The 22,264-nt window shown below is 37.0% G+C and carries 16 protein-coding genes; 5 read left to right on the top strand and 11 right to left on the bottom strand.

Going from position 1 to position 22,264, the window contains the following annotated elements; all coding sequences use genetic code 11:
- Positions 1-2 precede the first annotated feature (2 nt).
- The 4 genes from ACXACQ_RS13605 to ccoN all read right to left on the bottom strand — a co-directional run bounded on the left by ACXACQ_RS13605 (position 3) and on the right by ccoN (position 5,239).
- Entirely contained in the window at positions 3-437 is a 435-nt protein-coding gene (locus ACXACQ_RS13605; RefSeq protein ID WP_474976499.1) for a FixH family protein, read from the bottom strand.
- 42 nt (positions 438-479) lie between these two features.
- Positions 480-1,892, bottom strand: coding sequence for a cytochrome c oxidase accessory protein CcoG (gene ccoG / locus ACXACQ_RS13600; protein WP_474976498.1), 1,413 nt, complete (start codon positions 1,890-1,892; stop codon positions 480-482).
- A gap of 23 nt (positions 1,893-1,915) precedes the next feature.
- Positions 1,916-2,887 carry a cbb3-type cytochrome c oxidase N-terminal domain-containing protein gene (locus ACXACQ_RS13595; RefSeq protein ID WP_474976497.1) on the bottom strand — a complete coding sequence of 324 codons (972 nt, stop codon included), beginning with the start codon at positions 2,885-2,887 and terminating at the stop codon, positions 1,916-1,918.
- 198 nt (positions 2,888-3,085) lie between these two features.
- Positions 3,086-5,239, bottom strand: coding sequence for a cytochrome-c oxidase, cbb3-type subunit I (gene ccoN, locus ACXACQ_RS13590; RefSeq protein WP_474976496.1), 2,154 nt, complete (start codon positions 5,237-5,239; stop codon positions 3,086-3,088).
- Between the two features lie 405 nt (positions 5,240-5,644).
- Here ccoN and ACXACQ_RS13585 point away from each other — a divergent pair, with 405 nt between their 5' ends.
- Together ACXACQ_RS13585 and ACXACQ_RS13580 are read left to right on the top strand one after the other, a co-directional pair.
- Positions 5,645-6,370 carry an SDR family NAD(P)-dependent oxidoreductase gene (locus ACXACQ_RS13585; protein WP_474976495.1) on the top strand — a complete coding sequence of 242 codons (726 nt, stop codon included), beginning with the start codon at positions 5,645-5,647 and terminating at the stop codon, positions 6,368-6,370.
- Between the two features lie 15 nt (positions 6,371-6,385).
- Positions 6,386-7,294 carry a helix-turn-helix domain-containing protein gene (locus tag ACXACQ_RS13580; RefSeq protein ID WP_474976494.1) on the top strand — a complete coding sequence of 303 codons (909 nt, stop codon included), beginning with the start codon at positions 6,386-6,388 and terminating at the stop codon, positions 7,292-7,294.
- Positions 7,295-7,328: 34 nt separating this feature from the next.
- Here ACXACQ_RS13580 and ACXACQ_RS13575 read toward each other — a convergent pair whose 3' ends face one another.
- Positions 7,329-8,171, bottom strand: a complete 843-nt coding sequence (locus ACXACQ_RS13575; protein WP_474976493.1) for a universal stress protein — start codon at positions 8,169-8,171, stop codon at positions 7,329-7,331.
- 150 nt (positions 8,172-8,321) lie between these two features.
- A complete protein-coding gene (hemN, locus tag ACXACQ_RS13570) occupies positions 8,322-9,686 on the bottom strand; it encodes an oxygen-independent coproporphyrinogen III oxidase (protein ID WP_474976492.1) in 1,365 nt (454 codons plus the stop codon).
- A 104-nt stretch (positions 9,687-9,790) separates the two neighbouring features.
- Here hemN and ACXACQ_RS13565 point away from each other — a divergent pair, with 104 nt between their 5' ends.
- Entirely contained in the window at positions 9,791-10,315 is a 525-nt protein-coding gene (locus ACXACQ_RS13565) for a DUF4136 domain-containing protein (RefSeq protein ID WP_474976491.1), read from the top strand.
- Positions 10,316-10,364: 49 nt separating this feature from the next.
- On the opposite strand, the gene ccoS is transcribed toward ACXACQ_RS13565, so the two are convergent.
- The 3 genes from ccoS to ACXACQ_RS13550 are packed head-to-tail and all read right to left on the bottom strand — an operon-like array spanning position 10,365 to position 13,790.
- A complete protein-coding gene (ccoS, locus tag ACXACQ_RS13560; RefSeq protein ID WP_474976490.1) occupies positions 10,365-10,526 on the bottom strand; it encodes a cbb3-type cytochrome oxidase assembly protein CcoS in 162 nt (53 codons plus the stop codon).
- A gap of 3 nt (positions 10,527-10,529) precedes the next feature.
- The gene (locus ACXACQ_RS13555) at positions 10,530-12,908 is read right to left on the bottom strand and encodes a heavy metal translocating P-type ATPase (protein WP_474976489.1); all 2,379 of its coding nucleotides are present in this window, start codon (positions 12,906-12,908) and stop codon (positions 10,530-10,532) included.
- Positions 12,909-12,929: 21 nt separating this feature from the next.
- A complete protein-coding gene (locus ACXACQ_RS13550; RefSeq protein WP_474976488.1) occupies positions 12,930-13,790 on the bottom strand; it encodes a universal stress protein in 861 nt (286 codons plus the stop codon).
- 285 nt (positions 13,791-14,075) lie between these two features.
- Between ACXACQ_RS13550 and ACXACQ_RS13545 the strand changes: the two genes are divergently transcribed.
- Positions 14,076-14,843, top strand: a complete 768-nt coding sequence (locus ACXACQ_RS13545; protein ID WP_474976487.1) for a class I SAM-dependent methyltransferase — start codon at positions 14,076-14,078, stop codon at positions 14,841-14,843.
- A 14-nt stretch (positions 14,844-14,857) separates the two neighbouring features.
- Here ACXACQ_RS13545 and ACXACQ_RS13540 read toward each other — a convergent pair whose 3' ends face one another.
- Together ACXACQ_RS13540 and ACXACQ_RS13535 are read right to left on the bottom strand one after the other, a co-directional pair.
- Positions 14,858-18,931, bottom strand: coding sequence for a hypothetical protein (locus tag ACXACQ_RS13540; protein ID WP_474976486.1), 4,074 nt, complete (start codon positions 18,929-18,931; stop codon positions 14,858-14,860).
- A 183-nt stretch (positions 18,932-19,114) separates the two neighbouring features.
- Positions 19,115-21,277 (bottom strand): TIM-barrel domain-containing protein, encoded by a 2,163-nt coding sequence (locus tag ACXACQ_RS13535; RefSeq protein ID WP_474976485.1) that lies wholly within the window; start codon positions 21,275-21,277, stop codon positions 19,115-19,117.
- Positions 21,278-21,438: 161 nt separating this feature from the next.
- Here ACXACQ_RS13535 and ACXACQ_RS13530 point away from each other — a divergent pair, with 161 nt between their 5' ends.
- The gene (locus ACXACQ_RS13530; RefSeq protein ID WP_474976484.1) at positions 21,439-22,176 is read left to right on the top strand and encodes a TerC family protein; all 738 of its coding nucleotides are present in this window, start codon (positions 21,439-21,441) and stop codon (positions 22,174-22,176) included.
- Positions 22,177-22,264: the final 88 nt, after the last annotated feature.

Here is a 22,264-nt window from a genome sequence, read left to right as displayed (position 1 = left end):
GATTATATTACTATAGTCTGCTCCTCGTAATATTCTTTACCGTTTTTATTCCAATTGATCTTTAACTTCCAAAGTCCTTTTTGAAAATGGTGTAGATCAAAATTCTGCTGACCGGCATCATTAAATTTCAGCACATATTTCTTATCTAATGTAGCATTAGATGGTCTGAAAAAATGGACTTCGCCCTCAGCGATATTTTTATTGATCATACTTAATGACAATAGACCATTAGCCCTATCTAGCTTAACTAGTAACTGGTCGTCATTCTTTAATTGTGCATTTTTTATTCTCTCTATCTGATCTTGATATGCAATTTCCTGCACGTAATAATCTTGCGCTACCAGGCTAACATCTTGCTTCATACTTATAGTAACCATGGTAGCCACTAATGCTACAAAACAAGTAAATGCAATAACTATTCTTATACCCCAGCTCATATCTTTATTAGTTTAAATTCTTATTATTCAATCAGCATATGTTTATTTACCTCTCATAGGGCCCAAAAAATTAGCAGTATTCTTTTCTATCTGCTCGCCACCTTTGTAAACTCCTATTTCCAACTTAGTCTTCATAGACTTCACCTCTTCTTTGGGTATTTTGATAAAATAAACGCCTTCTGCAAGACCATTGGCCGGCACTATTACTGAATCAGACCCTACTTTGGTAATAATAGCCTGCGGGTTATTTTCCACCTTTAGTCTTAAAGTAATTTCATCAAAAGTTTTGTTGACAAACTGTATGTTATAGAGGTTACTTATATAACCATCATCAGTTTTTTGATATAGCTGCCCCGGTACTTTTAAAATGGTAGTTTCTATATCTGACCGAGTGCTTAGAGAAAACCCTAAAACACCTAAAAGAAAAACTAAAACCACAGAATACGCAGCCGCTCTTTTGGTAAATATTTTTTGTTTACCTTCTTCTATAGCCTCATAAGATGAGTATTTTATTAACCCTTTTGGCTTGTTGATTTTCAACATCACATCATCACAGGCATCAATACAGGCAGTACAGTTTACACATTCTAACTGAGTGCCATTTCTTATATCTATACCGGTAGGGCAAGCATGCACACACAATTTACAATCTATACAATCTCCTTTGGGTGCATCACCAGTTTTTTTCTTCATTTTACCCCTAGGCTCACCCCTGAGCCAGTCGTACATTACAGCTATAGATTTTTTATCTAACAGTACTCCTTGCAGCCTGCCATAAGGACACACCGCTACACAGGCTTGCTCTCTAAACCAAGCAAAAACAGCATAAAAAATGCCCGTAAATGCCATTAGTCCAATGAAACCTGCCCAGTGTTCTGTAGGTGATTGAGACACTATTTCTTTAACCTGATCTATACCAATAAGGTAGGCCATTACTGTATGAGAGATAACAAGGGCTATTACCACAAAAACTAAGTGTTTTAGTCCTTTCTTACGGATTTTCTCAGCTGTCCATTTACTCTGGTCAAGCTTACGTTTCTGGTTAGCATCTCCTTCAATTAAATATTCGATTTTACGGAAAACCATTTCCATAAATAAGGTTTGGGGGCAAGCCCATCCGCACCAAATCCGTCCAAAAATTACTGTAAACAGAATAACGAAGACAAAAAAAGTAATTAAGAGTAGCGCCAGAAGAAAGAAATCCTGGGGCCAGAAAGCCTGGCCCAGGATTACAAACTTGCGTTCAAATATGTTAAGCAATAAAAACGGCCTGCCGTTAATTTTTAAAAATGGCCCGGCAAACAGTATAGTCAATAAAACTACTGCTACAATGCTTCGCATTTTATGATACTGACCAGAAGGTTTCTTGGGATACACCCAAACCCTTTTCCCTTCAGCATCTACAGTAGCTATTGTATCTTTAAACTCCTGATCAAATTCATATAAATTTTCCATTGATCTTATTGGGCTAATGTTTATTATTCCGCAATGGCTATGGCTGCGCTATCTGCGGGAGCCGCTATTGCGGTGCTATCTACACCTTCAGTTGCAGGGGCTGACTCCCCTCCTTCTTCCACATATAATTCTCCCTGAGGATCTTTAGCATTGGCAGGGTTGCTACCATGAATACTCATTACATACGATGCCACGTTTTGCAATTGATCCGCAGACAATAAAGGCTCCCACGAAATCATCCCCTTCTCTGGCACACCATGTTTAATGGTAGAAAATATGTTTTTGATACCACCTCCATGCAGCCAATAGTCATCAGTAAGGTTAGGGCCTATACCGCCACCACCATCTTCTCTATGACATGCCGCACAGTTATTTTTAAACACCTGTGCTCCTTTGGCTAGTAATGCAGGATCAGTAACCTGTTCTACATTGCTTTCATCAATGTTGCTTGCAGGAGCATTGGCCTGACGTACTAATGCGGCCTCTTGTGCTTCGGTCATGGCCAACTCATATTCCTCTACTTGCAGTGGCATAGTACCAAATACATGATAAACACATAAATACACCACACCAAACACAATAGAAACATAGAAAATGCCCTTCCACCATGGTGGCAAGTGATTGTCTAACTCCTTAATACCATCATAATCATGATCTAAAATAATGCTCTCCTCCTCTTCCACAGGAATGGCATCATTAGCTTTGGTAATAAATTTACCCCACCAATTGTCGGGCTTAGCTTCTTCAAAAACCTCCCCTCTGGCCTCGGCCTTTTTCTTGGCTTCTAGCCTTACAAAGGTTTTCAACAGGTTTAGTATCACCATAGACACGCGCAATACTATAAGGGCTGTAACAAATACAAACCCCATTACTATGTAAAAAGACACTGGGTCTGCCGTTTTTATAGCTGCTTCCTGAGCATATACCCCAAAGCCACCAAAACTCATCAACAGGGCCATGAAAGCGATTTTCTTATACTTACTTTTTAAGGTCATGATTGTAGTGTTTTGGTATGAGACAATTCATCATTTTCATCTGCAACCGGTAGCTCACTCATAGTTTTTATATATGATTTGTCCACCTGAATAACCCATAAGATTAGACATATAAAAAAGATGAAAAATATTGTTAAAGAGATAATGGGCCAAACCTCCACATTATGCACTTGTTCAAAATAATGCTTAAACATAGTTTTACTGGTTTGATGCTTCTAAATCTGATGACTGCATTTGCTCTGGCTTCACTGATATATCAGTACCAAGGCGTTGTAAATAAGCTATTAGTGCCACTATTTCCGCATCAGGCATCACCTCCTCGTCTATCTGCTCTTTTAAGCTCTTAGCTATTTCTTCTGCCTGCTTATCTAGCTCTGCATTAGCAATTTCTTCGTACCCTTCAGGGTATGGCACACCGAGCTTTCTCATAGCCGAAATCTTAGCCGCAGTAGTACTTTTATCTATTACTGACTCAAACAACCAAGGGTATGGAGGCATAATAGAACCTTCGGATACAGATGCGGGGTCTAGCATATGTTTAAAATGCCAGCTATTAGGATATTTATGTCCTACTCTATGTAAATCAGGCCCAGTACGTTTTGACCCCCACAAGAATGGGTGATCATAAACAAATTCTCCTGCTTTAGAGTATTCACCATATCTTTCGGTCTCTGACCTAAAAGGTCTTACCATCTGAGAGTGGCAACTCACACAACCTTCTCTTATATATAAATCTCTACCTTGTAACTCTAGTGGAGAATATGGCTGTACACTGCTAATAGTAGGAACATTGCTTTTTATTAAAAAGGTAGGCACCATTTCTATTAATCCACCGATAAGAATGGCCACAGCGGTTAATACGGTAAACAATACAGGTTTTCTTTCCAAAACACTGTGCCAGTGTCCTCCAACAGTTTTTTTGTGCTTTTCTAAAGGAGCAGCAGCTGCATCTTCATTAGCAATGAAGCTACCCTGCTTAGCTGTTTTAATAAGGTTATAACTCATTAAAATAGCACCGCACAAGTACAAACCACCACCTATAGCACGTAGCATATACATGGGTAATATCTGCACTACAGTTTCTAAGAAGTTTTTATACTCTAAAAATCCATCAGGATTAAACTCTTTCCACATTAAGCTTTGAGTAATACCTGCTACATATAATGGAAGCGCATAGAATATAATTCCTAGGGTACCAATCCAGAAGTGAACATTGGCCAATTTAGTACTGAATAACTTTGTACCCCACATTTTAGGCACCAACCAGTACAACATACCGAAAGTAAGGAAACCATTCCACCCTAAACCTCCAATATGAACGTGAGCAATAATCCAGTCAGTGAAGTGAGCTATGGCATTCACATTTTTCAATGAAAGCATGGGTCCTTCAAAAGTAGCCATACCATAAGCTGTAACGGCTACCACCATAAATTTCAAAACAGGGTCTTCTCTTACCTTGTCCCAAGCTCCTCTTAAAGTAAGTAAACCATTAAGCATACCACCCCAGCTAGGAGCTATTAACATAATAGAGAACACAGTACCCAAAGACTGAGCCCAGTCAGGTAATGATGTATAAAGCAAGTGGTGAGGGCCTGCCCATATGTAAATAAAAATTAAAGACCAAAAGTGTATAATCGACAACTTATAAGAATAAACTGGCCTATTAGCAGCTTTTGGTAAATAGTAATACATTAAACCTAAAAAAGGAGTGGTTAAAAAGAATGCCACAGCATTGTGACCGTACCACCATTGCACTAATGCATCTTGCACACCAGCATACCAGCTATAACTTTTCATAAAGCTCACCGGCAATTCAAATGAGTTTACTACATGCAGCACTGCTACTGTAACAAACGTAGCTATGTAAAACCAGATAGCTACATACATGTGCTTCTCTCTTCTTTTAAGAATAGTACCAATCATGTTGATACCAAAAACCACCCAGATGAGTGTAATAGCCAAATCAATAGGCCACTCTAACTCTGCGTACTCTTTAGAAGTAGTAAAACCCAGAGGCAAGCTTATAGCAGCTGCCAAGATGATAAGCTGCCAACCCCAAAAGTTAATCCAGCTCAGTAAATCTGAAAACATACGTGTTTTCAATAACCTCTGCATAGAATAATAAACTCCTGCAAACATGGCATTTCCCACGAATGCAAATATTACAGCATTAGTATGCAAAGGACGAATACGACCAAAAGTTGTATATGGAGTATCGAAGTTAAAAATGGGGTAAAATAGCTGAATGGCTGCTGTAAGGCCGACCAGCATCCCCACTAAACCGAAAATAACGGTAGCCATGATAAAAGCCTTGACGATCTTATTATCATAACTGAATTTTTCAAGTTCCATAAGCAATTTATTCTTAATTAATTACAACGTGAAATTAACTACCTGCTCGATGGGGTATATTGATATAGGTTAGGGCAAAAGTTGATTTTTATCAGTTTTAAATACTAATCGTGAATTAAGCACTGTAAATACAGTTACCATTATTTAGAAAGGTTATTTATAAGAGTTTCTTCACTCAGAACTAAGTCATTAAATACACCAAAACCTTATGTATATAAGGTGCTATGCGAATTTGCCTCCTGCACCAATTGACTTTAACCAATAATTAGCACAAGGATTATATTATTTCATTTATACCTTCAGGGAAAGGCTGTAAAAAGTCAGTTTTGATGAGTAGATGGATAGATTTGATTAATATTTTAACTGTGTATGGAATGACCTTTGTCAAAACAAATTTCACACAATATGAAAAAAGTATTAATTACTGGTGCCAACAAAGGAATTGGGCTTCAAACTGCCAAACAAATGGCCGAACTTGGATACTACGTTTATTTAGGGTCCAGAAATAAAGAAAATGGAGAAAAAGCTATAAAAACACTTCATGAAACGGGTGTTAACAACATAGAGCTTTTGATAATAGATGTAGCTAATCCTGACTCTATAACTCTCGCAAAAAAAGCTTTGGAAAGTAAAACCGAAGTACTTGATGTACTGATCAACAATGCAGGAATTTCAGTAATAGGCCAAGCTCAAGACCCTGAAAATGTAACTATAGACACTATCAAAGAGGTATTAGATGTAAACTTGTACGGAGCTATATTAACCACTCAGGCATTTCTCCCCTTACTCAAGAAATCAGTTGAGCCGCGCATTGTGAATGTAACCAGTGACCTAGGCTCACTTACTTTACAGAGTGACCCAACATGGCAACATGCTAATATTAAACCTGTAGCATATATGGCTTCAAAAACGGCACTTAACTCTTATACAATAGCATTGGCTCATACATTAAAAGATAGTAACTTTAAAGTAAACAGCGCCAACCCAGGTGCTACTGCTACGGATTTAAACAATTTCAGAGGGACAAGAACACCAGAATTTGCAGCTCAAATAATAGTGAAAACAGCCACTTTGGGCAAAGAGGGGCCTACAGGTAAGTTCTTTAGTGAAGAAGGTACTTTGCCTTGGTAATAAAATGGCACTACAGTGAAAGAGAATACTTTAATAAAGGTAAAGTCGATATCAGAATATCATCAGCTGCTGAAAATTGAAGGTCCCGACCATCCGCTTATAAGCGTGGTTGACCTAAAAAATATTTCTACACAAAATAGAGAAATCACTTTTGCCTTCTCTTTTTATGCTATCGCCATTAAAAGAGATTTTAAAGGTAAAATGCGCTACGGACAGCAAAATTATGATTTTGACGCAGGCATGATGTCTTTTATTGCTCCTAATCAAGTATTCTCTTTTGCCTCTGACGATAACGATCAGCTTACCGGCTCACTTATTCTATTCCACCCAGATTTCTTATGGAATACATCACTAGCAATAAATATTAAGCATTATGATTTTTTTAGCTATGCTACTAACGAAGCTTTGTTTCTTTCCGAAAAGGAAGAAAAGCTGATCATCAATATTATTGAGATCATAAAACAAGAATACCAAACCAATATAGATAGCTATAGCCAAGAAATAATAATAGCCCAGTTAGAATTGCTTTTAAAATATGCGGAGAGGTTTTATCAAAGACAATTTATAACCCGCAAAAAGCCCCATCACTTAGTACTCAATACATTAGAAATATTCCTGAATGACTATTGCAATAGTGAAAGACTTTCATCAGAGGGTATTCCTTCAATAACATTAATTGCCGATCATCTAAATATTTCCCCCAATTACCTCAGCAGGTTACTTAAAACTTTAACAGGCCAAAGCACGAAAACATTTGTACAAAATAAGCTTATCAGCTTAGCCAAAGAAAAGCTATCTACCACAGCACTCACCATTAATCAAATAGCTTTTGATTTAGGCTTTGAGCATCCACAATCATTCAGCAAATTATTTAAAAGCAAAACGGGTATCACTCCTCAAGAATTTAGAATGAGTTTTAACTAAATAAAAAGAGAGGCAAATGCCCCTCTTATCACAATCAAATCATACGCTGAGGACAAGTCCATAGCAAGCCAGGCATGCTTTGCAGTACCTTTTCGGTTATAAAATAGTTATTCACCACAGAAGGCTGATCATGCAAGGTATGAATAGCCATAGCCACCAGCTGTGCGTTTACAGTTTTATAATAATGAATAATACCATCCTCTACCGTTTCGCTATTGGTAACATGGAAGGTATAATTATCAAAATGATGAATGTCATTAAAAGCTTCCATATGTTTTTCGGCCTCTTTATCCGACATCCAGCTTTCTCTAGTATTTACTTTCAATACATGAAGCTTAGCCCCAGAGATCAATTGGAGTTTTCTTAACTGATCACTAACAAATAGCGGAGTAGATTTAAAATCAGTAGCAAACACAATATTTTTTAAGCCAGCCATCACCGTTTCATCCTTCACCGTTAGTACGGGACAGGTAGCATACCGCAGTATGCGCTCAGATGCTGAGCCAGCTAACACCTCGGCCATTCGGTTGTAATTTTTAGACCCAAGCACCACCAATGCTACTTGCTCTTGATTTAAAACATCTATTATAGCTGCACCAACTTTCCCTTCTTTTACCATTACATGGGCATCTACACCAGAGAGCGCTGCCTGCCCTGCCATTATCTCCAGCTTACTTTTCACATTATTAGTTACAGCTTTTAAAAAGTTATTACGTTCTTCCCCTCCTACCTCATAGTAATCGGGTATATCTACCACATGTAAGATCAGTAACTTTGCGCGCCAACGACCGGCCACTTCAGCAGCCAGTGCTAATGCCTTCTGAGAATATTCGCTAAAATTCAGAGGCACTAAAACCGTATTTTTTTTTGTATTCATAACAGAAAGCTTTTGTTTATTCATTACTATAAAATCGCACTTTTATCAGTTATAATCAATTAAATACCCCGATATATTGCTATGATTTTGGTCATAAAAAAACAGGCCCTGTCTACTCAAGGCCTGTTTAGTGAAGAAAAGAAACGTAAGTCAGATGGCTTTACTAAATTGCTGAAGATGATTACGAGGTTCGGTACGTAGCTTTTTGTCAAATACTGAGCAAATGTTTCTTAAAAACGCCATACCAAGATCCGTTATTCGCAATCCGTTATCATACAATTTTAGTAACCCCTCCTGAGCCATTACATTGAGTTGTATAAGTGTGTTGAGATCAATAATTTCAGGAGCGTTCTCCCAAAATAATTCGCCTTTACAGGCAATATCTAATATAAATGAGCGCACGGTCAAATCCTCATCATTTAAAAAGTGACCCTTGGTTAATGCCAAGCCACCGCTAAAAACATGCGCCTTATAATCTTCTACAGTTTTATGGTTTTGGGCATAAGCAGTGCCCACATCGCTTATAGCACTTGCGCCTAAGCCAATCAAAAGCTCAGTGTGAGAGTGCGTATATCCCATAAAATTTCTATGCATTGTCTTTACCTGATAAGCTTTATATAACTCATCTCCAGGAAGCGCAAAGTGATCCATCCCTACGTCTATATATCCTCTATCAAGTAATAACTTTTTACCTAATTCGTATAATCTTCTTTTTATCCCCTTGTCGGGTAAGTCTTGCTCTGTATAGGCACGCTGCCCTGGCCTTTTCCAAGGCACATGAGCATAGCTATAAAATGCTATTCTCTCAGGTTTCAGCTCCAGTGTTTTTTCAATGGTATCAGCTACACTAGCCTCTGTTTGGAATGGTAATCCATATACCAAATCAAAATTTATAGAAGTATAACCAATGCTTCTGGCATCTTCAGTAGCTCTAAGCAGGTTTTCATAAGGCTGCACTCTATTGATAGCCTTCTGTACTTTAAAGTCTAAATCCTGAACACCATAACTCACCCTTCTGAATCCTACATTGTATAGATTTTGCAAATGCTCGTAAGTGGTGTTATTAGGATGCCCCTCAAAAGAAAAACTATATTCATGGTGCAACTCCGCCTTAGTGGTGATTCCCTCTATGAGCTTAGTCAGGTTTTCCGGACTAAAAAAGGTGGGAGTTCCTCCTCCAAGGTGTATTTCTCTTATAATAGGCTTATCTACAAAAGCATGACAATACACTGCCCATTCCGCCAGCACGGCATCGATATACGACTCTTCAACAGTATGATTTTTGGTGATTCTTGTATTGCATGCACAGTAAGTACACAAGCTTTCGCAGTAAGGCAGATGAATATAAAGACTTATTCCGTGTAAATCATTAGTAGCATCAAACGCCTTTTTTGTAGCTCTTAACCAACGACTTTGGTCCACATGTGCTTCTTCCCAATACGGCACTGTAGGGTAACTAGTATACCTAGGTACCGGTACATTGTATTTCTCTATGAGTTCATCCGTTATCTTCATGTTACAAAGTATGCCCATTCTTTAATAAAAATTAATGACTCCGCTCAAGTGAATAGCTGACATTCATCATATCTTTATATCATATTTTAATTACCTTTAGCCTTATGCGTTTTTTCATCACCTGCGGCATACTATTCCTTTTTATGAGCTGTATCGACTATAAAATCAGCACTAAAAAATCTCCTAATGCTCGTTTTAGTGATTACAAAACTTGGTGCTGGGTAAATAATTGTAGCCCTACTTACGATGGTCCATTAGAGTTTAACGACAGCACTATTATTAATACCATAGCCAACACCATAGCACAAGTAATGTATGAAAAAGGCTATGTACAAGAAGATGAGAACTCTGATCTCATGCTGAACTTCCACGTTCTTATAACTGAAGACTCTACTAAAAAAGGGTGGGTAAACGAAGAAGATCTGGCTTATTGGAACCCTTACAAACAGCCTGATTATTATCATTTCATGAAAGGAGCGCTAAGAGTTGAAGCCATAGACAATACTACAGACAAAATTGTATGGCAATCTGTTAGCGAGAAACTAATGTCAATACACAGTGAGTTTTCTCACAAAAAAATGGTTCGCGGCATTAAAAACACTATGAAAAAACTACCAAAGGTAGAATAGCAATATTCAATTAAAACTTGATAATACCCTGCCCGTGCTCTTGCCTAAGTCATTTACTCTTTTTGCGCTTCTTTTTATCATCAAACAGCATGCGCATAGAAGGAGTCATGGTATCTTCAAACTGCCCCGACCTTACTGCCCAAATAAAAAGCGACAAGAAACCTCCGGCCACTACCATACTCACTAATATTAAAACAAATATTACAGACATAATCTAAAGTTTTAAATTCTTGGCTACCATATTACCAGCAAAGGTTGTAAATGCCACTACAGAAATACTACTTAAAGGCATCAATATAGCGGCAAATATAGGTGTCAAATTCCCTGTAACTGCAAACGAAAGGCCTACGATATTATACAAAAAAGAAATCAAAAAACTACCGTAGATAATATATTTAGCCCTGTGGGTGTATTTAAGAAACGTATTTAAATTACACAACTCGCTGCCTTCTAATATGGCATCACAAGCTGGAGAAAAAGTAGATACATCTTCGGTAACAGCTACACCCACATTGCTCTTACCCAGAGCTCCGGCATCATTTAACCCATCTCCAAGCATCAATACTTGCTCTCCCTTGTTTTGTAATTTCTCTATATAATTTAACTTATCTATAGGCTTTTGCTCAAACCTCATTTCACTAATCTCCGGCACTATACCACGCAAACGCCTCTCTTCTTTATTATTATCACCCGATAGCAGGTGCAGTTTATACCTCTTATGTAAACTTGATATAAGCGAAGCCAGACCAGCACGATAGGAATGATTAATAGCAAACCATCCCAACAGCCGACCATTAACACTAAAAGCAACCTGTCCATTTCTAACAGTATCTTTTACTCCTACCCAGCTGGCCGAACCTAACTTATATTCTTTATTGTCATATTTACACTTGGTACCCTTCCCTGGCTCTTCACTAAAACCTTTGATGCTTAGCCAATCGCTGCTAATAGTGAAATCATAAATTCTTTTACTTAATGGATGTGTAGAGCCTGAAGCCAATATTTTCAACACGCTCTTTTCCTCATCGGTCAGTTCATTTCCATCGAACTGAATAGTGCTTTCTGGCGAAGTAATAGTACCTGTTTTATCAAAAACTACACTACTAATATGGGTAAGCTGTTCTGCTATTTCTGCACTTTTTAAATAGAATTTATTTCTTCCCAAAATTCGAATGGTATTACCATTAGTAAATGGTGCTGAAAGTGCCAAAGCACATGGACAGGCCACAATAAGTACAGAGCTAAAAACTATCCAGATTTTGCTTATATCAATAAACGACCACACTATAGCTGAAGCAAATGCTATAGCCAAAATAACTAATGTAAAGTGTTTACTTATTTTATCTACAGAAAATGATCTGGTATTTTCTGCCTCCTTCATAGACTTATTGTTCCATAAGCTAGTTAGGTAGCTTTGAGAAGTGGCCTTGGTAATTTCAATGGTAATACGTCCTCCTGCCTGCCTTCCTCCTGCAAATAATTCTTCTCCTGAGTGTTTTTCAATAGCTCGCTCCTCTCCTGTCACAAAACTATAATCGATTAAAGCACTTTCACTCACCAAACGTGCATCAGCTGGTATTATTTCTTGATTTCGGATCAGCACGGTGTCTCCCGGCTGCAAATCTTTAATAGGCACAGCTATTTCTCCATTTTCAGTTTGTTTCATAACTGCTAGCGGGAAATAACTTTTATAATCACGCTCAAAAGAAAGGTTTTCGTATGTTTTACTTTGAAACCATTTTCCTATTAACAAGAAAAACACCAAGCCTGCCAAACTATCAAAATAACCTGCTCCTGAAGCTGTAATAACCTCATAAGAACTTCTGATAAACAGCACCGCAATGCCTAGTGCTATAGGCACATCTATATTAATGAATTTTGATCTTAGCCCCTTAAAGGCAGATATAAAATAATCTCTACTACTAAATATTAATACCGGCAGTGATAGGGCAAGATTTAAGTAATTAAAAAAACGATCAAACCCGTGAGTTAGCTCTTCTTTTATACCAAGGTACTCAGGGAAACTGAGCATCATAATATTACCAAAACAAAAAGCTGCTATTCCTATTTTCAGGGTTAAAGAGTTATTTAGAATAGCAGCTTTTTCACTAACAGGTTCTTCAGCATTAAAAAGAGGCGGATAGCCTATTGAAGACAACAAAGCGGCCACCTCTTGTAAGGTTAATATTCTTGGATCATAATGCACTTCTGCCGTTTTCTTTACAAAGTTCACCTTCGAACTAATCACCCCTTCCTGAAAGTCCGTCAGGTTCTCCAATACATATACGCATGAGCTGCAATGTATATCGGGCAACGACAGAAGTATTACATTATGCTTTGCTGACTTAAAAGTCAACAAATTGCTACTTATTTCATCGTTAGTTAAAAAGTCATATTTACCCTCCAAATGAGGATTAGACTTGTTGCGCTGCTCGTACAGCTCGCGCAGGTCATCAGCCTGAAAAAGCTCATATATTGCCTTGCATCCATTGCAGCAAAAATGATATTCATCATATTCCAAGTGCTCATCTTTGCACTCTTCTCCACAGTGGTGGCAAATAAGCTTTTCCGTGACTAATGCCTCTTTTAACATTTCAAATTACAAAATACAATTCTACTTCATATGATAAGTCCAGATGGGTTGCCCCGCATGGTTAACTACATCTTCGGCTATACTGCCAGAAAGCAAGTGAGCAAAACCAGTGCGTCCGTGCGTGCCCATGGCTATCAACCCTGCATTTACTTGCTGAGCAAAAGATAAGATTCCTTGCTCTTCATACTCATCATTGTAAATGTTGAGTGTAAAGTCCTTAAGCATGTAACGCTGTGCCACATGCTTAAGGGCTTTGTGCACGACATAGTCCCTTTCAAAGTTATTAGGGGTGTTTATTCTTACGATGTGCAGCGTGGCATCAAATAAATTCTGCAAATTTTTAACCTTAGTTATCAACTCTTCAGTTACGTCATCTAACGTAGCTGTAGCGAAAACTATATCTCTGATTTGTGCTGCACTTACGTGATTTTGCATTGTAATTACCGGACAGTTGGCAGTTCGCACTACCTTTTCGGCATTAGATCCTACTAGCAGCTCCTTCAATCCGCTAGCACCTTTTGTGCCCATTACCACTAACTGATAATCGCCAAGTAATAACTCTTCTCTTATGACCTCGTAGGGTGTACCCATTTCTATTTTTGAGGTAACATTAACAAGCATGTCTATATTACTTTTATACACCTCTCCAATAAACGTAGTCATTTGTTTAGTTGCATTATCTCTAAGCACTCCTATTAGGTCTGCCTCTACTCCAGAGGTAATAGCGATACCGCTAGGATCCATATACCCTTCTATTGGATGCTCTATGGCATGCAATAACGTAATTTCAACGTCTTCGTGCATGCGTGCAATATCCCTTGCAAACTGAAGCGCATTTTGGGCTTGCTCTGAAAAATCGATGGGAACTAGTAATCGTTGCATGACCTATTCTGTTAAGTACAATTCAAAGATGAGGTTTTAAGAATGTAAAAAACAGCACTAGCATCAGCAAAAAACATGATTAAGATCAGCCTTATTTTCAAACTATACTTTCCACATATCGTAAATCCTTATCGCTCTCTTTTAATTAGAAAAACCGCCTTTAAACACCATATGCAATGCTCCACTTATTATTAAGGAGATATAAGCATACTTATTTAAAAGAAAATAATATCTTAGAGCTACCCCGTCTGACTCACTTATTTTTTATACTATAACCAAGCATACATGGAAACCCCTTCAAAATGGGATGCTCACTTATACGACACTAAACATTCTTTTGTCTATAACTACGGTGAAGAGCTGATCGAATCATTGGAACCAAAACCTACAGATAGAATTTTGGATCTGGGCTGTGGCACTGGTTTTTTGACCAATAGCATAGCGGAAAGGAAAGCCGAAGTGATTGGACTTGATAGTTCTCCTGAAATGATCAAAATGGCAAAACAAAATTATCCTCATATACAATTTGAAGTGGGTGATGCTTCGGACTTTCGTTTTTCGCAGCCCTTTGATGCCATTTTCAGTAATGCTACCTTACACTGGGTTAAAAATTACAGAGAAGCGATCAGCTGCATGTACGACAGCCTTAAAACTAATGGGAAGTTAGTTTTAGAATTTGGAGGTAAAGGCAATGTGCAATCAATTATTTATGAATTAAAACATGCCATGAGAAGAAATGGATACCATAAGGAAGCTGAAATAAACCCGTGGTATTTCCCCTCTATTGCCGAATATTCTACAGCCTTAGAAGAAGCAGGATTTTCCACTACAATGGCGCGGCTGTATGAACGACCTACCAAACTTAGTGACTCCGATACAGGTATTAAAGACTGGTTAACTATGTTTGGACAGCATTTTTTTCATAATATTCCTACAGAGGATATTCTAAAAATAACTAATGAAGTGCAAGAGGCTCTTCAAACCGCTCTATTTTATAACAATAAGTGGTATGCTGATTATGTACGTATAAGAATTATTGCAACAAAAAAATAGGATGGTTAGTTATACTACTCATCACTATTAGTGGTATACTCTCCGTCCACCATTCTTTCAAATTCTTTACGGTTATTATTAACCCCAATACTGGCAATAAGACCACTTAAGAAAGTTTTGGTCCAGTAGTTGAACAATGATTTATTCGGGTTGCGTTTGTAGTAAATCTTACCTTCTCTAAACTTAAATAGATGTGGGTTATTTTTATTAATCACAAAGGTATTGGCAAAGAACGAAACTATGGATTTACCCAACTTTGATGATGATCCCGTTTGTTTGTCTAGGATAGATACTTTCAAATCTTCATACCTAAATAACATGGTGCCATAGGCTACATTCTTATTTGCTTTCACCTCAAATTGCAGGCTGTTTGACATACCCTCTTTAACATCTATAAAAGCATTATAGCGCGTTATAGGGTTAAAGATAGTCAATGGTGTAGCCGCCAGGTTTCCTCTCAGTGTAAACTCTTGCTTATTACTCTTAAGATTAAAATTGATATTTAATTCTAAATCTGCTTGGTTCATTACTTTGGCGGTAGTATGCACCTTCATAAAAGGGTTATTCGCAATTAAGTCTTTACGGTTAGTAACATTTACAAAATCTGCGTTAAGCTTATTAAAGCTTATATAGCCAGGCTTCAATGCTTTTTCTGCAAACTCAGTATATACTATATCCACATTTTTTAGTGCGGCATATTCAATATTAACCGGTATCTTAAATTTCTTTAATGCAGTTTGATACATGCGTTTTTCCACCAAAGGGCCATCTGGCATATTCTTATCCCTATAAACCTGTAAGTCTACATCTGTAATTTCTAAAAATTTACAGTCTAACTCCTCATCATTGAGCAACCTACTAATATTTACTCCTGAAAAGTGAATTTTATTTAAATCAGCTTTTATCCAGTCGCACTCATATTTTTTTCGCTTCATAAAACCTTCCTTATCAAATTTAGGCTGGAAATTTAGCTGACTAATTACTATTGAAGAATCTAAAGAATTGATGTCTGCTCTTTTAAAATTCATAGCACTGAGACCATCTTTAGTATCCATGGTAAAATCTCGTACTGAACCCGAAAAAGCTTCATAAAATATTAAATCCTTTTTGATGTTTGTGGTCTGATCTATAAAGACTTTCTTCAGCGACAATGAAAAATCATTAAGTTTAAAATCCCTCTTTTTAGTTTTTTTAAGGAGGAAAGTACCATTATTGACTGCAAATTGATCTATTTTAATTTCATCAAAGCCATCCTCCTTTAGGATAAAACCTTTGCCTTGCCCTACTTCATCTTTTACTATAAGTATATCGGGCTTTTCAATATTTACACTGTTTACATATAGCCTTTTATTATTGACAAGCTCATACATATCGGGCAAGCTAAAATTGATCTCAGGAATTTTAATTACATCTTCTCCTTTTGTCAATTCAACTTTTGAGGTGTATACCCTATCTAGCTGACTGTTGATTCTAACCCCACCTACCTGAAGGTTGGTGGTACTATCTTTAATGCCTAAATAGTTTATAGTTCCGTTCAATACCTGAGCAAAAGGAATTCTTGTCATGGCATCGGCCTTCTCTTTTATGCTAATACGCTGTAAAACAAGATTGGCATTATTAATCATCAACTGGCTTGTCTTTTGAATACTTAAACCTTCAAAATTGGCCTGATCAATTTTAACCTCTGGTAACACTTTATTTATTGCACCTCTTACCGTTTCAAATACATTGGCATCGCTATTTTGTACTGGCTTAGACTCCCGCCTTGCCGAGAGGTAAACATTCATCTTCTTTACGTCCAAATTAGAGGCAAATAGCTTTTTATTGTTAACCAACTCTCCTACTCTTAAACCATCCAGTGCCACCGCATTAGCAGAAATATTATTTTTACCATGCACCATCACCGTTTTGGCTAACAATAAATTTTTACGCTCTGAGATGCTAATCTCTCTAAAGCTTACGGTATCCAATTTGGTCACTAGCAGCGTATTTACAAGCCCAAGCTCTAGTCCATTTATTTTAGGAGATAGGCCTGTTTTCAATTTCAGTTCCTTAACCTTAAAATGATTTACTTTGGTAGTTAGTTTGAAATTATCACCATTTTTAATAGAAACTGAGCCTTTCCCAAAGTCCAAAAGCTTAAGATTCCTTTCTTTTATCTGCTCTTCTACCTCTTCATTATGGTTAACCTGCGGTGCCTTTAGATCTACCTCCACATCAAAATTAGCCACCTTCAAACCATTAAGGGCTTTATATGGCGACTCCGCTATTAGGGAGACACCCGGCTCTTTTAGTGTAAGCCCTGAGAGCCTAGCTTTAAACCTATCGGTAGAACCGGTAGAAAAATCTATCCAATCAGCATTAATAGTAACACCTCTGTGCTGATGCACCTTAAGCCCTTGCAAGTGCGCTTGATTATGATTAACATCAAATTGTACTTTCTCTGCTGTTAAATTAATAGAAATGCTATCAGGGTAAAGATTGCTTTTTCCTTTGCCATTAATAATGTTACCTATGGTGGTATTAACATCTTCTGCTAAAACAATCCTCTGCCCTTTTTTATACAAGCCAATTTCTCCGTGCACTACCTTAATACTATCAGTGTACAAGAAATTAAAGATATCTCCCACTTGCTTACCCAAGTCTAGCTTCTTCTTTTTCATACTGGGTTTATTTTTCAGGTAGCCTTTTACTGTGGGGCTATCAATGGTCACATTTGACATGACCAGTTCATTATTATCAATAAACTTATCAAACTCAAACCCTTTTATATTAAGATGAGGTGCCGTTAGGTTGACCACTCCACCCCGCACATTTTTCTCATAACTAGACAATCTATCAAAAACTGCCAGAGAGTCTATCTGTATATTAGATTTATCAGTAGTTGTAAAAAAAAGGCTTTTCACCTTCATGGTATGAATACTATCAGGCAAAGTATACAGGTAGTTTTTAAGCCCTACTGTGGCACTATCAAACGCTATTTCTTTATAGGTAAGTGTGTCTAAGCGCACATTTTGTACATGTGCAAAAATCTTATCCGCTCTAAAACGGGAAGAACTAGACTCACGGTCTCTCAGTATATTTACTTCCCCTTCATCTACATTTACTTTGCTTACCTCTATAACATTAAAAAGCTGGGCCATTAATTTGGCAAGCTCCTCTGTAGAACGTTTATTAGAGTGTGAAGATTTATGCAGGTTGTCTAATGCCAATTTGGGCGCCATTAAATCTATTTGCTGAATGGCTAAAATATTCTCTTCATAGGCTTTATGAAAATTAATTCCTTCTAGCGCCAACTTAGGCACCTCTATAAAATAGGCATTATTTATATTATCGTTTTCTTTATCAATCAACTTATCACTGCGAGGATACATGTGTAAATTGATAAGTTTTATTTTTGAAGCATCAGTAGATATATACACTGAATCGAGTGTAACCTGATGCAGGGAATCTGGTAATTTAAAAGTCTGATCTCTTACCAGTAAGGTAAGGTTATCGCTATAGAATTTATGATTTCTTTTTTTCTTATCGCTCCATCCAAAGTTTTTGATTACAAACGAAATGTCATTAGCCACAAAAGAGTACCCTTGGGCATCAATATCTCTTTTGTAATGTATTTTGGCATGCTTTAATGAAAATCTCCCCAGATTAAATTCTTTAATCTGATTACTCACCACCTTGTAAATATCACCACTTTCTCTACTTATGCCGGTGTTTCCTTCCTTACTTTGCTTAGCAATCCATACTTCTGGCTTATCCATAACAATAGCCTTAAGCTTCAGCTGATCACTAAAAATAACGCTTAATAAATTGACAATATCAGCATGTACCCGCGGCACATGTGCAGAAAATAATGCTTGCGTCTTGTCTTGCAAGTTAAGCTTAGTGCTATCAATGTCTACTTGCAAATCATACAAAGTAGCACGTTGCCTTACAAAGTCAACATGAATGCTATCGTAAGAGATCTGATACAGGCCATCGGTACGCAGCTCAATGGTGCGCTTCAGCGTTTTACCAAACAAATCATAAGCATAGTAATTAATGATCTTTTGGTATGTGAGTAGCACAGCTATTATAAAAACAATCACAAACAACGTAAGGGAGATCAATAACCCTCTCCTTGATCGTCTTGATGACCGTAAATTAAAATACTTATGCCTTAGCCCCATAATGCGTTGCCAACTCTAAAAAATAAAATGTCTTTATACACTAAAGACCTATAACATTACGCTATAGGTCTTTTGTTTACTAATTTTTTTGAATATTATTAATTAACTTCCTTTAGTAACTACTTTAAAAGTTAAATTTTTACTATCCTGCCAGTCGCTATATTCTACTTCACCATCTTTCACTACACCTATTTTATATACTTTATTTTTATTCCAATTACCAGCCTTTTTAGATAGTTCTAATTTATAAGCACCATCTTCTGTTTTTGAAATATTGAAATCCGTTAAAGCATACTCTCCGTTCTTATATCCATAGCCCTGTCCTTCATCATCGTAGAAACTACCAGTGGCCATTCCTTTTTCATCAAGGTTTGCAAGTAATGTTAAAGAATCTGTAGAGTAATCTACTGTACTTTGCACCAAGTTAGCAAGCGGCACAACAGCACCATCTCTTAACTTCACATCTGCCTGATAGCCATCATCATAATCTTCAAACTTGATTGAAGCCCAATCTCCAGCAGGTAAATTATGTTCTTCTGACCAAGAAGGAATAATTAATAGATCATTTCCAAGCATAAACACTTCATCTTCACCTCTTAATTTAAGGTCTTTAGAATCTGCAAAAAAGGCTGGTCGCATAATTGGCATCCCTGTTTCTGCAGCTTCATGAAATAAAGTATATAAATAAGGTAACAATCTGTATCTTCTGTTAATAGCTGTACGAGACACATCTTCTGTTTTCTTACCAAAGGCCCAAGGCTCTTGGTTTACAGCATCTATACCACAGTGGTTTCTGCTGAATGGATAATACGCACCAAGTGCCATCCATTGAGCTAATAATTCCTCATTGGTATCTTGAGTAAAGCCTCCAATGTCGGGCCCGTTAAACGGTTGTCCTGAAAGGCTCAAATTCACAGACATAGGTATAGACATTTTCATATCTTCCACGGTAGACTTATTATCACCAGTCCACGTTGCAGCATATCTTTGGCCTCCTAAGTAATTAGCTCTAGACAAAATAAATGGTCTCAACTCAGGATTTACTGCCTGAATCCCCTCACGGCTAGCTTTCACCATAAGTAATCCGTAGGCATTGTGGTACCTCATATGTGGTCCTTCGGGTAAGTCTCCACCACCTCTATGAATATTAGTAACTGGCATACTTCCATCTGGGCCATCAAAAACGGCTGGCTCATTCATGTCATTCCAAATACCATCAATTCCTTGAGCCATAAAGTCTTTATAAAGTCCCGACCACCATTTTCTTGTCTCTGGTCTTGTATAATCAGGAAAAGCACACTGCCCTGGCCATACTTCGCCATTAAACTCTTTTCTATTTTCATCCATAACCCAGTGGTTGCCTTCAGAGCCTTGCTGATAAACCCAATAAGCAGAGTCTTTTTTCACTCCTGGGTCAATCATATAAACAGATTTAAACTTCAAATCATGTAAGTCTTCATTAAGCGCTTTAGGGTTAGGAAAACCTTTCTTTTCAAAAGTAAAAATTCTAAATCCTTCCATGTAATTGATATCCATCCAGATAACATCACATGGTATTTTCCTACTTCTAAACTCATTAGCCACTTCTCTTACCTGAGATTCTGGATAATAAGAATATCTACTTTGCTGGTATCCCAGTGACCATAAAGGAGGTAAATTCATTTTACCTGTAAGGTCAGCCAAAGTAGTAACTACTTCCTGCGGAGTTTCTTTTTCAATAATTAAAACTCTAAAAGATGGAGCAGCAGAATTAAAAACGATAGAATCTTTTAAATCAATAGTCTGCTTCCATGTATTATCGGCTACAATTCCGAAACTAGAACCATCAGGTCTAACCCCTAAAACATAAGGATGAGCCTGATACAACTGCTTTCCATTAAACTTGGCATAGCCAAAATTATCAGTGTTCCATAAAGTTACTTTAGTACCATTTCTTCTCAAATCTCCTGTAACCTCACCTGTACCATATAAATCGGTACCTTCAGGAATAGCAAAACTCACCTTACTACCGCTATCGGTCTTCGTAAAAATTGGCTTCACTTTCCAATCATCCGGTAACGAAGCCACCTTCTTCAGGTCTTTAATGATAGCTAAAGATGGTAGTGTTTGAGTTGAATCAAAATAATCAGGATAAAAAATTGCAATGTCATCTTCGACAAGCATCTCATTAGGGTTATCCTCTTTTTTCTCTTGTTTGGTACATGATGTATATACCAATAACAAACTTAATAGAGGCAATAACTTACCTAGTCTAGTAAAATTCATAGTATAATTTTTATTCATAAGCTTTCACGAAATAAATATAGCGAACATCAGAAGTTATACAAACGTCCTAAATAGAAAATAAATGAACTAATTGAAATTGACCAACTTATAACCGCTTAGCAAGAGCTCTAAATAATATTATAATTACCTACATTTGTATTATGGAAATATTCTTACATACAGAGGCTTGGATAGCACTTTTAACTCTCACATTTTTGGAGATTGTATTAGGAATAGACAATATCATTTTCATTTCCATAGTTTCTAATAAGCTTCCTGTACACCAGCAGCCAAAAGCTCGGAATATTGGTTTACTCATGGCTCTTATTTTTCGTGTTGCATTATTGCTAGGCATTACGTGGATCACCTCTTTCACTCAACCATTGTTCTCCGTTTTTAATATGGATTTTAGCGGAAGAGATATAATACTCCTATCCGGAGGGTTGTTTTTAATATTTAAAAGCACAAGAGAAATTGGCAATAAAATGGAAGGAGCAGAACATGGACACAAAATTAAAGGTGCACCGACAATTTCTGCTGTAATATTTCAAATTGTAGTTTTAGACATTATTTTTTCGTTTGATTCTATATTAACTGCAATCGGACTCACAGATCAACTACTTTTAATGATCATTGCAGTTATAATAGCCATTGCTATTATGATGCTATTTTCTAAAAAAATAAGTGACTTTATATCCAAACATCCTTCACTAGAAATATTAGCTTTATCGTTTCTTATACTCATTGGTTTTATGTTGGGTATTGAAGCCATGCATCACCATGTACCTAAAGGCTACATTTATTTTGCTGTTTTCTTCTCCTTAGTCGTTGAGTTTCTGAACATTCGCATGAGAAAGCACCAAAACCCTGTTAAACTCAACAAAAAAATAAAAGAGTAGATAATTCTCATTTTTCTTACACACGATAGTATAATTAGTCTTATTGGCTTACCTTTTAATAAAAATTCTGTGGAATATTATATAAATT

The sequence above is a fragment of the Fulvivirga sp. AWR4_260 genome, from assembly GCF_056158185.1.
This window is presented reverse-complemented; position numbering and strand designations above follow the sequence as displayed.

Excerpts from the sequence above, each read along its gene's own strand:
- ACXACQ_RS13575 (WP_474976493.1), bottom strand. The coding sequence starts at position 8,171 with ATGAATACAAAAAAAAATACGGTTTTAGTGCCTCTGAATTTTAGCGAA.
- ccoS (WP_474976490.1), bottom strand. The coding sequence starts at position 10,526 with ATGTCTGTAATATTTGTTTTAATATTAGTGAGTATGGTAGTGGCCGGA.
- hemN (WP_474976492.1), bottom strand. The coding sequence starts at position 9,686 with ATGAAGATAACGGATGAACTCATAGAGAAATACAATGTACCGGTACCT.
- ACXACQ_RS13595 (WP_474976497.1), bottom strand. The coding sequence starts at position 2,887 with ATGACCTTAAAAAGTAAGTATAAGAAAATCGCTTTCATGGCCCTGTTG.
- ACXACQ_RS13555 (WP_474976489.1), bottom strand. The coding sequence starts at position 12,908 with ATGTTAAAAGAGGCATTAGTCACGGAAAAGCTTATTTGCCACCACTGT.
- ACXACQ_RS13605 (WP_474976499.1), bottom strand. The coding sequence starts at position 437 with ATGAGCTGGGGTATAAGAATAGTTATTGCATTTACTTGTTTTGTAGCA.
- ccoN (WP_474976496.1), bottom strand. The coding sequence starts at position 5,239 with ATGGAACTTGAAAAATTCAGTTATGATAATAAGATCGTCAAGGCTTTT.
- ACXACQ_RS13530 (WP_474976484.1), top strand. The coding sequence starts at position 21,439 with ATGGAAATATTCTTACATACAGAGGCTTGGATAGCACTTTTAACTCTC.
- ccoG (WP_474976498.1), bottom strand. The coding sequence starts at position 1,892 with ATGGAAAATTTATATGAATTTGATCAGGAGTTTAAAGATACAATAGCT.
- ACXACQ_RS13535 (WP_474976485.1), bottom strand. The coding sequence starts at position 21,277 with ATGAATTTTACTAGACTAGGTAAGTTATTGCCTCTATTAAGTTTGTTA.
- ACXACQ_RS13585 (WP_474976495.1), top strand. The coding sequence starts at position 5,645 with ATGAAAAAAGTATTAATTACTGGTGCCAACAAAGGAATTGGGCTTCAA.
- ACXACQ_RS13565 (WP_474976491.1), top strand. The coding sequence starts at position 9,791 with ATGCGTTTTTTCATCACCTGCGGCATACTATTCCTTTTTATGAGCTGT.
- ACXACQ_RS13545 (WP_474976487.1), top strand. The coding sequence starts at position 14,076 with ATGGAAACCCCTTCAAAATGGGATGCTCACTTATACGACACTAAACAT.
- ACXACQ_RS13550 (WP_474976488.1), bottom strand. The coding sequence starts at position 13,790 with ATGCAACGATTACTAGTTCCCATCGATTTTTCAGAGCAAGCCCAAAAT.